This window comes from Pedobacter aquae (assembly GCF_008195825.1).
In the GTDB taxonomy this organism is placed as follows: Bacteria; Bacteroidota; Bacteroidia; order Sphingobacteriales; family Sphingobacteriaceae; genus Pseudopedobacter; species Pseudopedobacter aquae.
The window spans coordinates 2779334-2794374 of sequence record NZ_CP043329.1; the positions used below are offsets into that span (position 1 = coordinate 2779334).

Consider the following 15041-nt stretch of genomic DNA (forward strand, 5'->3'; position numbering starts at 1 on the left):
TTCAAGGATTTAAATTTTCAGTAAAAGGTTTTTCATCATTTCTATTGGAGCTAAATTTCTCAGCTATTTTTGCGAAAGCAAAATATAATCCTGGGATTAAGATAACACCGCATACGGTACCAAAAAGCATCCCTCCGGCAGCTGCAGTTCCAATAGTTTTGTTTCCAATAGCCCCTGCGCCTGATGCAAGCATAAGCGGAATTAAACCGGCAATAAATGCAAAAGATGTCATTAATATTGGGCGTAAGCGTTGTTTAGAAGCTTCTATTGTTGCTTCTAAAACCGATTTACCTTGGCTATGGCGTTGTGCAGCAAATTCAACAATGAGAATAGCATTTTTTCCTAATAACCCTATTAACATGATCATAGCAACTTGAGCGTATATATTATTTTCTAGCTGAAAAATCATCAGCAACAGCAACGCACCAAATACCCCTGTGGGTAAAGAAAGAATAACGGGTAATGGTAGCAGAAAACTTTCATATTGCGCACAAAGAAGTAGGTAAACAAACAGCAAACAAATGATAAAAATGATGATAGATTCGTTTCCGGCATTTGCCTGATCACGTGATGATCCTGCCCAATCAAAATCATAACCTTTAGGCAATTTTTCAGCGGCAGTTTCTTTAATCGCACTTATGGCATCACCACTACTATATCCATTTGCAGGCTCACCATTTACCAATGCTGAGGAATACATGTTATATCTCGTAATTTGTTCTGGCCCATATATTTTATCTATCGTTATAAAAGAAGCTATAGGAACCATTTCCCCATCCCGATTTTTTACATGTAAATTCATTACATTTTCTGGAAGAGCTCTAAACTCTGGAGAGGCCTGAACCATTACTTTATACATTTGACCAAAACGGATAAAATTGGTAGCATATTCACTCCCTAGGTGAATTTGTAGTGTACTTAAAATATCGTCTACAATTACATTTTTCTGAGCGGCTTTAACATAATCGATATTGACCATCAACTGTGGGAAACTTGCATCAAAAGAAGAAAAGGAGTTATTTATTTCTGGCCTTTTATTAAGTTCTAACACAAAGCTTTTTGCAACCTGCTCTAATTGCTTAGCATCCCCTTTACCTGTTTTATCTAACAATCTTAACTCAAATCCGCTTGAGTTTCCATAACCAGGAACAGGCGGCGGTGTAAAAAATTCAATGCGAGCATCCTTAATTTGTGATGTTTTCTGTTTAAGCAACTCAATAACTTCCTTATCTGTTTTTTCTCTTTCATTCCAAGGTTTTAAACCAATAAGGTTCATTCCGTAACTCGCTCCCGTACCATCTGATAATATACTAAAACCTGCAAGCGTTGAAACTGAAGACACCTCGTCTAAAGACTGGGCAACTTGCTGAATATGATCAACTACTTTTTCTGTTCTTTCAAGGGTAGAGCCAGATGGGCTGGTTATATTGGTATAAATAGTTCCCTGATCTTCATTAGGTATAAAACCGCCAGGAACTATATTGCCTAAAATTCCTGTTGCTAAAAGGAAAAATATTAAGCTACCAAATGTTATAACTCTTCTATTTACTATTTTCTTTATTAACCTAGCATATTTGTTTTCTATACCATTATAGGAATGATTAAACCAATTGAAAAATCTATTCAGCATACCTTTAGAATGCGCTTCCCCATGAGTATTTTTAAGTAGAATAGCACATAATGCTGGGGTTAGTGTTAAGGCAATTATACCAGACAGAACAATAGCAACTGCCATTGTTAAAGAAAATTCTCTGTAAAAAATACCTGTAGGACCAGATATAAAAGATACCGGAATAAAAACAGCAGACATCACTAAGGTGATGGCTATAATGGCTCCAGTTATTTCATGCATAGCCAATTCTGTTGCCAAACGTGGTTTAACATTGCCATTGCTCATTTTAACATGGACGGCTTCTACTACCACAATAGCATTATCAACCACAATACCTATGGCCAGTACTAAAGCAAATAAGGTAATTAAATTCAAAGAAAAGCCCATCAGCTGCATGGCCAAAAGTGTACCTATTAAAGAAACTGGAACTGTTAGAATAGGTATTAATGTAGAGCGCCAGTCTTGAAGAAAAATAAAGACCACAAGCGCAACCAGAATGAATGCCTCAATTAGTGTCTTTATAACTTCTGATACGGAAGCGTCTAAGAAAGCAGAAACATCATAACTTACTGTATATTCCATACCAGCAGGGAAATTTACTTTCAGTTCTTCCATGCGGTTTTTGATGTTGCTAATTACTTCACGAGCGTTACTACCTGGCCTTTGCTTTAGCATAATGGCAGCAGAAGGTCTTCCATTTTCTTTAGAAAGTACATCATACTCTTGCGAATCAAATGCTACAGTAGCAATGTCTTTTAACTTTAGTAATTCGCCACCGCCATTACTTTTGATAATGATATTTTCATATTGCTCTACCGTATTGAATTTTCCGGTATATTTTAAAACATATTGAAGTGCTTGGGCCTTTCTTCCAGAACTTTCACCAACTTTTCCGGGTGCTGCTTCAATATTCTGTTCACGAAGACTATTAACAACATCTTCCGTAGAAATGGCATAGGTTGTCATTTTCGTTGGATTTAACCAAATGCGCATAGCATATTCTCTAGAGCCCATAAGGTCTGCAAAACCTACTCCTTCTATTCGCTTTAGCTCGGCCAAAAGATTGATATCCGCATAATTAAAAAGAAATTTCTCATCGGTTTCTTCATCTTTACTCAGTAGATTTAGGTATAATAACATACTGTTTTGTACCTTTTCTACAATAACACCGGCCTTAATAGCTTCTTCAGGCAGTTCATCCATTACTGATGAGACCCTATTCTGAACGTTTACAGCTGCGATGTTAGGATCAGTTTCTGAACTAAAAATAATTTGGATAACCCCTGTTCCATCATTTCCAGAAACAGAAGTCATGTATGCCATGCCAGGAACCCCGTTGATTGCTTTCTCAAGTGGCGTAATCACAGCTTTCACAACTGCATCTGCATTTGCGCCTGTATATTTTGTGGTCACAGTAACCTCTGGTGGTGCAATATCTGGAAACTGCGTCATAGGCAGTTGAACTAGGGCAAGTAGCCCTAATAAAGTGATAATAAGTGATATTACTATTGATAATACAGGCCTTCTAATAAATAACGATTTCATAATTTTCTGGTTTACCTGTAATTTTTAGTTTTTAAAAGCTTGGGATGCCGAAATCTTTTGGGTATTTATCTTGTCGCCATCTTTTACAAGCTGTATACCTTCATAAAGTATATGATCATTTAATTGAAGACCCGATTCAACCACGTAAAGATTTTCTAACCTAAGCTTAGGTATAAATCGTTTCATTTTTACCATGTTATTGGCATCTACCAAGAAAACGTAAAGATTTTCTTGAATCTCAAATGTTGACTTCTGAGGAATAATCATGGCATTTTTAAGTGCTGTATTGATTCTTATTTTACCACTACTTCCATGCTTTAAGAGATGCTCTGGGTTAATGAATCTAGCTCTAAAGGCAATATTACCGGTACTTTTATCAAACTCACTTTCAGAAGTTTCAATATTTCCCTTGTGCTTGTACACATCGTTATTAGCAAGTATGAGCGTTACCTGGTCCGTTTTACCTCGCTCTTTCGTTTTCGCAAATTCTAGGTAATCTATCTCAGATACATTGAAATAGGCAAAAACTTCCTTATCGTTAGAAATACTTGTTAGCAAAGCTTCTTCATCAACCAAACTTCCTATTTTATTAGGTATCCTATTTATTATTCCATTAAATGGTGCCTTAATTTGGGTGAATGATAAATTTAACTTAGCCTGCAAATTATTTGCTTTAGCTTCTTCAATTTTAGCCTTTACTATTTCAACCTTGGCTCGTAACATTTCAAGCTCGGTTTTTGAAACGATATTCTTATCTGCAAGTCTCCTGGTGTTTTGAAGCTCTATTTCCACAGCTTTTAATTCTGTGATTGAACTTCTTAACATAGCCTGTGCCTTAACTAAATCTTGCTCAAAAGAACTATTACTAATGGTAAACAAAAGTTGACCTTGCTTTACAATTTGCCCCTCATCCACATGAATTTTTTCTATAATTCCATGAATTCGTGAACGTATTTCTACATTTTGAACGGCATTAATTTCTGCAATATATTCCCTATTATATAGGGTATCCTTTAAAATAGGATTGAAAACTTGAAAATTTTGTTCTATTTCTTTTTTTGTATTTGTTGAGCATGCAATAAGAAATGTACATGCAATAACACTCAACATGGAGATTATTTTCATCTTTAATTTAACTTAATAATAATGATAGGTGCAAATAGGCATAAGCATCTTTTTATAAGATGCATGCGAATTAAAAAATAAAGAGCTAAAAAAATCTAACTAAACTTTGGTGGAGGGGGTGTTAGTTCTGGGTAGAAGTGTGCTATATAAAGTTCTTTGTATAATGTCACTTTAGAAATAACAATTTGATGAGAGACAAAAATAAATGACTGAATTAAAGGATCTTCAGGAGATTCATTTACCTCTATTAAAGAAAGATTTTCACTATTATCAGCATCAGAGGTGTGATTTTTATGATCTAAACCTTTATTGTCAAAAAAATCTTTAGCTACCTGCTCAAAAAAATCTGTTATTATATTACACTCATGAAAATTTCTATTGCCTTGAGATTTAGAATCAGAACCTACCAAAGTGTAATTTAAAATTACAATTGACATGATCATCCAACTTAACTGGATAAAGATATGGGTTCTAATAAATCGCATTTCGGCAGTAAATGTAAACATAGCTAAGGCTAGGATAATCAATTAATGCTTGAAAATATAATAATTGACCGTATTTTTACAAAGAGCATAAGGGAGCAAATAAGGCATCTAATTTAACTGGATTAGTAATTTGGAAAAATAAGTGCTAGGCGCCCTAGAAAAAGATAATCATTACAATGACTGAAAAAACGCTAATCAAAAATATAAGCATCGTTAACGAAGGCCAAATAATTGTTACCGATATATTAATTGGTAATGGTGTAATTCTAAAAATAGGACGAAATCATGATGCCTTAGATACAAAAGTAATTGACGGAACAGACAAATATTTATTCCCTGGTATTATAGACGCTCAAGTACATTTTCGTGAACCAGGGCTTACACATAAAGGTAATATTTATTCAGAAAGTAGAGCTGCCGTTGCTGGTGGCGTAACTTCCTTTATTGACATGCCAAATACATTTCCGAATGTTTTGACCATGGACATCTTAAATGAAAAATATCAAATAGCCTCAGAAAAATCTTTAGCTAATTATGGCTTCTTGTTAGGTGTTAATGATGATAATCTGGATTACGTTATTAATCTAGATACATCTAAATTGTTGGGCGTTACTGATGACGGACTTTACTTTACTAAAAAAGGGAACCTATTGGCAGACAATCCTGAAACCATGGAAAAACTATTTGCCAACTGTAAATCTATCATTGCTATCCATTCTGAAAAAGAACAAATAGTTGAAGAGAATGAAAACGTTTATCGTGAAAAATATGGCGATGATGTGCCTATTGCATTTCATCCTCAGATAAGAAGTGAAAAGGCATGTTACGAGGCCAGCAAAAGAGCCATAGACATTGCAAATAAACACAAAGCCCGACTTCATATTCTGCATTTGACCACAGAAGCAGAAACGCATCTCTTTCGAAATGATATTCCTTTGAAAGAGAAAAATATTACAACTGAGGTATCGGTTCATCACTTGTGGTTTTCTGATCAAGATTATCAGCGTTTAGGAACGCTCATAAAATGGAACCCAGCCATCAAAACAGAAAAAGATAAAAAAGGACTATTGAAAGCATTATTAGACGATAGAATAGACATCGTAACCACAGACCACGCTCCTCATACTTTGGAAGAAAAACAAAAACCTTACTTTCAATCCATGTCAGGCGCACCAATCGTTCAGCACTCCTTAAATATTATGCTTGAATTTTATAAACAAGGGCTTATCTCTCTAGAGAAAATTGCTGAAAAAATGTGCCATAACCCAGCAACATTATATAGTATTGAAAATAGAGGTTTTATACGTGAAGGCTACTTTGCAGACTTAAGTATTGTTGACCTCGATTCTGTTTGGACAGTTAGCAAAGAAAATATTTTATCAAAATGTGGCTGGTCGCCATTAGAAGGAACAACATTCCAAACGAAAGTGACTCATTCATTTGTAAATGGCAACTTAGTTTACAACAACGGACAGTTTAATGAAAGCATAAAAGGTAAAGCGCTAACATTAACAAATAATACCCAAAGAAAATAGATTGAGTGATACTTTCCATAGGTTGAAAAACAAATTGAGGTAGATTTTAATAGTGGTCCCCGCGGGAATCGAACCCACATCTAAAGTTTAGGAAACTTCCCTGCCTGCCGTTGAGTAGGTCTGTTTAACGGCAGGTAGATATTCTTATCCGTTGAACTACGTAAGCAATGATTTTAGAAATTCCTTACCAATGCCACTCTTATAGTACTTTTCTTTTTTTCTAGCAGAATCTCTGCCTTGTACCTCCTCAAAATATAATAATGTCCATGGTCTAAATCCCTTTGTTGATTTAGTTTTACCACTGTTATGCTCATGGATACGCTTATCTAAGTCACCACTAAAACCAACATAAATTCTTTTATCCTTTGCACTTATGAGAGCGTAAACAAAAAACTTATCTTCCATAGGTTGAAAAACAAATTGAGGTAGATTTTAATAGTGGTCCCGGCGGGAATCGAACCCACATCTAAAGTTTAGGAAACTTCTATTCTATCCGTTGAACTACGGGACCTAATTTAATATTTGTTTTTTTGTACCCCACAGTCTAAAGTTCAAGAAACTTCCCTACCTAACGGCAGGCAGGCCTACCTAACGGCAGGCAGGCCTACCTAACGGCAGGCAGGCCTACCTAACGGCAGGCAGGTATTCTATCCGTTGAACTACGGGACCTTTCAATTTTTGATTTACGAATTAAATCCAAACTCGTCAATCAAAAAATTACCTAATTACAGAACCGTTATTAATATCACTTTCTGTTGGTGCTACAAAACTAAGTTTTCCTGATGAATTTTCGGCCATTAAAATCATCCCTTGAGATAAAATTCCTTTAATTTCTCTTGGTTCTAGGTTTACAAGTATACTCACTTGCTGTCCAATGATTTTTTCTGCTTCGTAAAACTCTGCAATACCAGATACTACTGTTCTCACATCAATACCGGTATCAATTTTTAGTTTCAGCAATTTCTTTGTTTTAGCAACTTTCTCGGCTTCTAAAATAGTTCCCGTTCTTATATCTAAGCCAGAAAACTGCTCGAAACTGATATTTTCTTTAGCAGGAGCTACAGCACTAGCCTCCTCTTTTACTTGCTCTAAAGATGCTTTTTTTGCTATTAATTTTTGAATTTGGCGCTCTATCACCTCATCTTCAATTTTCTCGAACAATAAAGCTGCTGTATTTAACTGATGGCCGCCTTCAAAAACAATCTCGTCATCAAAAGATAAATTATTTTTAAGATTCAACATAGCAAAAATCTTTTCGGCAGTGTTGGGCAAAAATGCTTGTAAACAGGTTGCAGCATGCGCTATAATATGTAAACAATTATGTAAAACTTCTCTAGCAGCTTCCGGATTTTCCTTATAAGCTTTCCAAGGCTCATGCTCTGTTAAATATCGATTACCCAAACGGGCAATTTCCATGGCTGCTGTTTGTGCCTGTCTAAATTTATAAGACTCAAATGCTTGCTCTACCTCATCATAACAATTACCTATAGCTTCGTTAATAGCTTTATCAGAAAGGTCTATTTTACCCGAGCCAGCAACAATACCATCAAAGTATTTATGCATCAAAATCATGACCCTATTCACAAAATTACCTAAGATAGCCACCAACTCGTTATTTACTCTTGCTTGGTAATCTTTCCAAGTAAACTCGCTATCGCTGGTTTCTGGTGCAATGGCAGTGAGGTAATATCTTAACTCATCAATCTTATGAGGAAAATCTTCCAGATACTCATGCATCTCTATGCTCCAACCTCTAGAAGTAGACATTTTATCGCCTTCTAGGTTCATAAACTCATTAGCCGGAACGTTCTCAGGCAAAATAAATTCGCCCTGGGTATGCAACATCACCGGAAAAACAATACAATGGAAAACAATATTATCTTTCCCTATAAAATGCACCAATTTGGTTTCTTTATCTTTCCAATACAGCTCCCAATCTTTGTTATGGTCTAGCGCCCATTGTCTTGTTGCAGAGATGTAACCTATGGGTGCATCAAACCAAACATATAGTACCTTGCCATCTGCCCCCTCTGCCGGAACTTTAATTCCCCAATCTAAATCACGCGTAACGGCTCTTGGATGTAAGCCGCCATCAATCCAACTTTTACATTGGCCGTATACATTGGTGCGCCAATCATGCTTATGCCCTTCTAAAATCCACTCTTTCAGCCAGCCTTCATATTTATCTAAAGGTAAATACCAATGCTTAGTTTCTTTTCTTACAGGTTTATTTCCGGTTAAGGTTGATTTTGGATTGATTAACTCTTCAGGACTTAAAGAAGTTCCGCATTTTTCGCATTGGTCTCCGTAAGCACCATCGTTTCCGCAGCTAGGGCATGTACCTATAATATATCTATCAGCCAAGAATTGCTTAGCTTCTTCATCATAATATTGTTCTGATGTTTCAACTTTAAAAATCCCTTTTTCGTTAAGATTTCTAAAAAAATCCTGAGCGGTCTCGTGATGAATTGGCTCGCTGGTGCGATGATAAATATCAAAAGATATTCCTAACTTCTCGAAGCTGTGTTTATTAAGCTCATGATATTTATCAATAATAGCCCTGGGTGTAGTTTGCTCTTTCATAGCCTGATTAGCTATGGCTGTACCATGCTCATCAGAACCACATACAAAAACTACATCTCTCTTCTTTAAACGTAAATAACGTACATATAAATCTGCCGGAATATAAGCACCAGCTAAATGGCCAATATGTTTTGGTCCGTTAGCATAAGGTAGTGCAGCAGTAATGGTATATCTTTTAAATTTATCTTGTCCCAAAGCTATATATCTGTATTTCTATGAATTTGCAAAGATATATTATTTAGCATAAAGATGAGTAGTTTATCAGTTTGGAGTTGTTGGTTGTCGGTTATCAGTTGCTAGTTATCAGTTGCGAGTTGTGGGTTGCCGGTTATCAGTTACTTAGTAAGTATTTAAAACAAAAAAACAAATCCACATTTCATCACCTCTTATACTTTACGTTATATTTGATACATGTTACAAGCCCCATTTCTAAAAGCTGGCGATAAAATTGCCATCACTTGCCCGGCGAAATCTTTAATAAAGCCAATGGATGATGCTATAAAATTGTTATCATCTTGGGGATTAGATGTCATATTAGGGGATACTATTCATGCACAATTTCATCAATTTGCTGGCACTGATGAATTAAGAGCTCAGGATTTTCAGCGTTTTATTGATGACCAAGATATTAAAGCTATTATTGCTGCTCGTGGAGGCTATGGCTCGGTTAGGATTATAGATCAGATTGACTTTTCTCCCCTTTTATCCCACCCTAAATGGATTGTAGGTTTCAGTGATATTACGGTATTCCACATGCACTTGCAAAAATTAGGTTTACAAAGCATACATGGGCAAATGCCTGTTACCATTCCTGATAGTACCGCTTTAGGTTTAGAGAGCCTCAGAAAAGCACTCTTTGGAGAAGCTTTACAATATGAATTCCCTAGTCATCCACTCCACATCCCAGGTACTTGTACTGGCGAATTGATTGGAGGTAATCTAAGTATCCTAATTTCTTTACTAGGTTCTGCCAGTGATATCGATTATAGAGATAAAATCCTGTTTATTGAAGATGTTGGAGAGTATTTATATGCTATTGATAGGATGATAAGAGCGCTAGATCGAGCTGGCAAACTATCTCAATTAAAAGGATTACTTGTGGGTGGTTTTACCGATTTAAAGGATAATGACATCCCTTTTGGATTTTCTGTAGAAGAGATTATACATACTGTTGTAAAGAAATATGATTACCCTGTAGCCTTTAATTTCCCTGCTGGGCATATTAAAGATAATTGTGCTTTGAGGCTGGGTGAGGAGGTTAGGGTTGAGATAGGAGAGCTTTGCAAGCTAAGTTTTTAAACAAAAAAAGGAGGTCAAATTGACCTCCTTTTTTTTGTTATAGCTACTTAGTTACTATTGATTAAGTAATGGATTATTAATTACTTCAGCTTGAGGAATTGGAAAAGTTAAATCCACAGAGTTATAAGCAAAAGATTGTCCATCTAAAAATAAATGATTAGGCCCACGTGTTACTGTTGCCTTATTTCTTTTCATCGCTAAATATGATTTACCTTCACCCCAAAGTTCTAACCTAGTTTGTAGATAAATCTCATTTCTTAACGCTTGACCACTTAATGCATCAACATAAGCAGTACCATTTGTTAGTCTTAAATTCAATAATTGTTTTAACCTAGCTCTAGCAGGAGCATCTTGATTCAATTTAGCATTAGCTTCTGCATTTAATAGATAAAATTCATCAACACGCATATAGATATAATCTGTAGTCACATTTAATTGACCATCTAATTGCCTTCCTGGATCAAAGAATTTATTTATAGGTATTAGTCCCGTCAAACCAAATTGAGGTAAATCGTCAAATTGACCTCTTCTTATGTCATCAGGTCTCATAGTGTTATAGAGATTTTCATCTATGACTTTTGTATCTCCAACAGATGGGTAACCATAGGTAAATACATCAAAAGCACCCCACCAAGAAGTAATATCAACATTAGAAGCAATAGTGATATCTACACCCCACATCCAACTTGGAGTAGCAACATTATTGAATCCTGATTGTGAATTTATTACATTACCATTTGCATCAAACCTTGCAACTGTCTCATCCTGATTAGTTAGGCGATAATCGTAATCTTCTATTATATCATTTGTGAGCGTAACCACCTGTTGTAAATCTGCATTAGTTCCTCTTGCAGATAGAGCATAAGCCAATAAGCCTTTTGCAACTGATTGATCAATTTGATCTTTTGATCTCCTATTAAAATCACTTAGATAATCTACAGCCTTAGTTAAATCATCAATTATTAAACTATAAATTTCAGCTGATGTACTTAATGGTACGTTATTAGATACCGTTTTATACAATGGGAGAATTTTTTCATTACCAGTTCCATATCCTTCTCTTGCATATAGCTGAGTTAAGTAAAAATATGCATAGGCTCTCATAGCTTTGGCTTGCCCCATGATATGCTTTTGAGCAGTTGCAGTTGGTACGGCATCTGTTCCACCTAAGGCGTCAATAACATTATTAGCACCGAATATAATCCTGTAGTAATAACGCCATGGCATATAAGCCTCATTTCGAGTAAAATCCCTTGTTGGTTGAAGCTGTGCAATACCAGAATACCAACCATAAGTGACACCTCCTACAGCAACATCGGCAGACAAAATATCACTGAAAAGATCATAAGATTTTTGTCCAAAATCATCATCTCCTGATGTACCACCAGTATATTCTGTATACATTGTTGCATAAAGTCCAGCAATACTTCCATTCAACAAAGATGGATCTTGCTTTGCAGCTTCACTAATTTGCTCAGTAGAAAGGTCCTCATTTGGTAATTTTTCCAAAAAATCCTTTTTACAGCTTACCATTAAAATGGAAAAAACTGTAGTTATAGAAATATAAAATATTTTTTTCATCGTAATGTATTTTTTAAAGTTTAACTCTCAAACCAGCAGAAATAGTTGTTAAAGGAGCATATAAATATCTACTTTGACTACCGGCTCTTGCTGAACTACCTGCTTCTGCAACTGAAGGATTTAAACCATCTCTAGAAGTTGTAATCCATAAGTTGTCTCCTGAAACCCAAAGTGATAATCCGCTCACGCCATATTTACTTATATATTTCGCAGGTATAGTATATCCTAATCTAACATTATTTAAAGCTATATAATTGGCTTTTGTTAAGAAACGAGTTGATAAAGAGTTAGTATTTACATCAAAATCATTAGATAATCTAGGAACTTCTCCATTTCCGGGATTATCAACACTTTGCCATCTATTTAAGATATCAGTATGCCAATTATTACTACCTCCAAAACCACTGTGCATTAAGTCAGCGTAGTTATAATCATATGCATAGCCTCCAAAACTATAAAGAAACTGTACATTAAGTTCTAATCCTTTATACCCTCCAAATAAATTCAAGGCCCCTCTTAAATCTGGGATTGCTGATTTACCTGTATAATCTGAGGTAGCCTCAGAATAAGTTTTAGTAGTAGATTGTAAAATATCATTAGCCTGATTAGGATTTTGAGATAAGAAAAGCGGTAGATTAACAATTTCCTCTCCACTATCAAATGTAGAATTACCATTACCATCTATGTATTTGACAGTCCAAGTTGGTGCACCATCAGCAGGATCGACTCCAGCCCATTCTCTCATGTAGAAGTCAAATATTGACCTTCCTACACCTAAAGCATATGGAGATTGAACATCAATAACCTTTGGAAGACCAGTAGCTGGCTCAATAGGCATTTTTGTTATTTTATTACTAAAAATCTCGCCGTTAATACTAACTCCTAATTTTGCATTGCTTTTTCTGATGAAATTAGATGTTAATTCAAACTCTAATCCATTATTTCTTAGTACTCCATCATTTACTTGTATAGAGGCGTAACCAGCAGAAGGACCAACACCTCTTAAGAAAATTAAATCTTTGGTATTCTTTAAATAATATTCTACAGTTCCTGATAAATATTGCCCTAAGTCAAATTCAAGTCCAGTTTGAAAAATTTGAGATGTTTCCCAAGTTAAATCAGGATTACCAACTCTAGGAGGAGCGATTGCAGGTTGATCGTTCAAATTATCTATAGTAGATAAATTAAGTCCTGGATAAAAACCTACACCAGCTTGATCTCCTATCAAACCATAACTAGCTTTTAGTTTTAAGCTTTCGAAGATATTCTGATTAGCCATAAAGTTTTCCTTCGTGATTAACCATCCAGCACCTATTGATCCAAAAGTTTGCCATTTATCTTTGGTGAATCTTGAAGATCCATCTCTCCTTACAGTAGCTGATAAGAAATACTTCTTATCAAAGTCATAATTTAACTGTCCAAAATAACTTTCTATCGAATATCCCTCTGTATAACCCTCATTTGGATTTGAAACAACAGCATTGCTTAAATTAAGAAGATTATTATCAACTAAATTAAACCCTGAACCTTCAGTAAAATCACGATTCCAATCTGTAGCTTCATGTGCTGCTAGAGCTTCAAAACTATGATTACCTAAAGTTTTATTATATCTCAATAAATTCAATAAATTATATGAAGATAAATCTGTAACCTGTTGAACTATTCTTCCATTAGAAGAAGATGCCGCTCCATAAAATTTATTAAATCTACTTATGCCCTTATTAGTAAAATATTGTACCCCTAACCTGTTTTCAAAGGTTAATCCCTCAGCAATTTTAAAATCTAAATTAGCATTTCCATTAATTTCGTTCCTATTATTTCTTATAACATTATAAGTAGCATCGGCTATTGCATTAGTTAACCCGGCAAAACCTCTACCTGAACCATAATCAAATTGATTACCTCCAAATATTGGATCTGCAACGAAGCCTCCACTAGCATCTCTTAAGAATAGCGGATAAACTGATGGCATATTATCTGCCAACCAAAAAATACTATTTGAAGTCTCTCCTTGACCATTATTATTACTCTCAGATCTAGCATAGTTAATATTTAGACCAGCTTTAATCCATTTATTAACTTGCTGAGTCAAGTTTAAACGAGCAGATAATCTTTCAAAATCTGTATTTATTGAATAACCTTGATCGTTTAAATAGCCGAAAGATGTGTAATAATTAGTTTTATCTGATGACCCACCAAATTTTAAATTGATTTCCTTTCTGTTAGAAGCTTGAAAAGCATAATCTTCCCAATTTTCTGGATCATATTTCCTTGTTATACCTGCTCTTACAGACTTAGTTGCTGGATCAATTAAAGCAGCGGCGTTAGCAGCATTCCATATATTATACGGGCCAATTCCTTGGCTAGTGAACAATCTGGCGTTAGCATAATTCACAGGATTTGCATTATTTATAATCCTACCTCTATTAAAAATACTTTCCCAGCTTAAACCTATATGCTGTTCAGGAGATCTGATAACATCATATCTTGGCAATTCAGCGCTATTAGTTCCAAAGTTTGCATCAACTTCTATAAAAGATTGCTGACCTAACCCATTTTTTGTAGTTATAACAACAACACCATTTGAACCTCTAGCACCATAGATAGAGGTTGCGGCAGCATCTTTTAATACAGTTACAGATTGAATATCTGAAGGATTAATTGAATTTAATCCTCCGGAAAAAGGGACCCCATCAACAACATATAATGGATCTCTATTTCCATTAACAGAACCAAGCCCTCTAATACGAATTGTAGCTACCGTTCCTGGCTGACCACTAGTATTAATAACTCTTACACCGGCAACTTCACCCGCTAATGCTTGAGAAACATTTGAAACATTTTTTCTATCTAAAGCTTCTCCGCTAACTACTTTAGCAGAACCAGTAAATGCTTCTTTTGTACTAGTTCCATAACCAACAACAACGACTTCACTTAATTCTGAAGAACTTGCTTTTAGACTAACATTGATTAAACTTAATGTAGAAACATTTACTTCTTTAGTTTCTGTTCCTATAAAAGAGAAAACTAATACCGCAGAAGAAGAAGAAGAAATACCAATACTGTATTTACCATTGGCATTCGTTTGGGTAGCTGCACTACCTCCTTTAACTTTTACACTTACACCAGGAAGAGGCAGTCCATCCTCAGTGGAAGTTACTGTACCAGTTACGGTACGCTCTTGCGCAATTACATTTACTGCAAAAAGCAACAAGATGAATAAACTCTGTACAAGTTTTTTCATACGATTTGAAATAAGTTAGTTAATAAAAAGTG

At 35.2% G+C, this 15041-nt stretch carries 9 protein-coding genes and 2 tRNA genes; 2 read left to right on the forward strand and 9 right to left on the reverse strand.

Annotation, left to right across the window (positions count from 1 at the left end; translation table 11 throughout):
- Nucleotide 1 precedes the first annotated feature (1 nt).
- From FYC62_RS12190 to FYC62_RS12200, 3 genes are all read right to left on the reverse strand, one after another.
- On the reverse strand, nt 2-3157 hold the full coding sequence (locus FYC62_RS12190) for an efflux RND transporter permease subunit (protein WP_149075122.1): 3156 nt from the start codon (nt 3155-3157) through the stop codon (nt 2-4).
- 24 nt (nt 3158-3181) lie between these two features.
- Entirely contained in the window at nt 3182-4282 is a 1101-nt protein-coding gene (locus tag FYC62_RS12195; RefSeq protein WP_149075123.1) for an efflux RND transporter periplasmic adaptor subunit, read from the reverse strand.
- A 95-nt stretch (nt 4283-4377) separates the two neighbouring features.
- Nucleotides 4378-4719, reverse strand: a complete 342-nt coding sequence (locus FYC62_RS12200) for a hypothetical protein (protein WP_149075124.1) — start codon at nt 4717-4719, stop codon at nt 4378-4380.
- Between the two features lie 224 nt (nt 4720-4943).
- Between FYC62_RS12200 and FYC62_RS12205 the strand changes: the two genes are divergently transcribed.
- A complete protein-coding gene (locus FYC62_RS12205) occupies nt 4944-6302 on the forward strand; it encodes a dihydroorotase (protein ID WP_149075125.1) in 1359 nt (452 codons plus the stop codon).
- A 53-nt stretch (nt 6303-6355) separates the two neighbouring features.
- On the opposite strand, the gene FYC62_RS12210 is transcribed toward FYC62_RS12205, so the two are convergent.
- From FYC62_RS12210 to metG, 4 genes are all read right to left on the reverse strand, one after another.
- Nucleotides 6356-6420, reverse strand: a tRNA-Arg gene (locus FYC62_RS12210).
- A gap of 38 nt (nt 6421-6458) precedes the next feature.
- Nucleotides 6459-6707 (reverse strand): GIY-YIG nuclease family protein, encoded by a 249-nt coding sequence (locus FYC62_RS12215; RefSeq protein ID WP_039454169.1) that lies wholly within the window; start codon nt 6705-6707, stop codon nt 6459-6461.
- A 34-nt stretch (nt 6708-6741) separates the two neighbouring features.
- Nucleotides 6742-6813 (reverse strand) — tRNA-Arg (locus tag FYC62_RS12220).
- A gap of 206 nt (nt 6814-7019) precedes the next feature.
- Nucleotides 7020-9080 (reverse strand): methionine--tRNA ligase, encoded by a 2061-nt coding sequence (metG, locus tag FYC62_RS12225; RefSeq protein ID WP_149075126.1) that lies wholly within the window; start codon nt 9078-9080, stop codon nt 7020-7022.
- Nucleotides 9081-9296: 216 nt separating this feature from the next.
- On the opposite strand from metG, the gene FYC62_RS12230 reads away from it, so the two are divergent.
- Nucleotides 9297-10184, forward strand: coding sequence for a S66 peptidase family protein (locus tag FYC62_RS12230; protein WP_149075127.1), 888 nt, complete (start codon nt 9297-9299; stop codon nt 10182-10184).
- Between the two features lie 54 nt (nt 10185-10238).
- On the opposite strand, the gene FYC62_RS12235 is transcribed toward FYC62_RS12230, so the two are convergent.
- Nucleotides 10239-11765 carry a RagB/SusD family nutrient uptake outer membrane protein gene (locus FYC62_RS12235; protein WP_149075128.1) on the reverse strand — a complete coding sequence of 509 codons (1527 nt, stop codon included), beginning with the start codon at nt 11763-11765 and terminating at the stop codon, nt 10239-10241.
- Between the two features lie 13 nt (nt 11766-11778).
- Entirely contained in the window at nt 11779-15009 is a 3231-nt protein-coding gene (locus FYC62_RS12240) for a SusC/RagA family TonB-linked outer membrane protein (RefSeq protein ID WP_149075129.1), read from the reverse strand.
- Between the last annotated feature and the right edge of the window lie 32 nt (nt 15010-15041).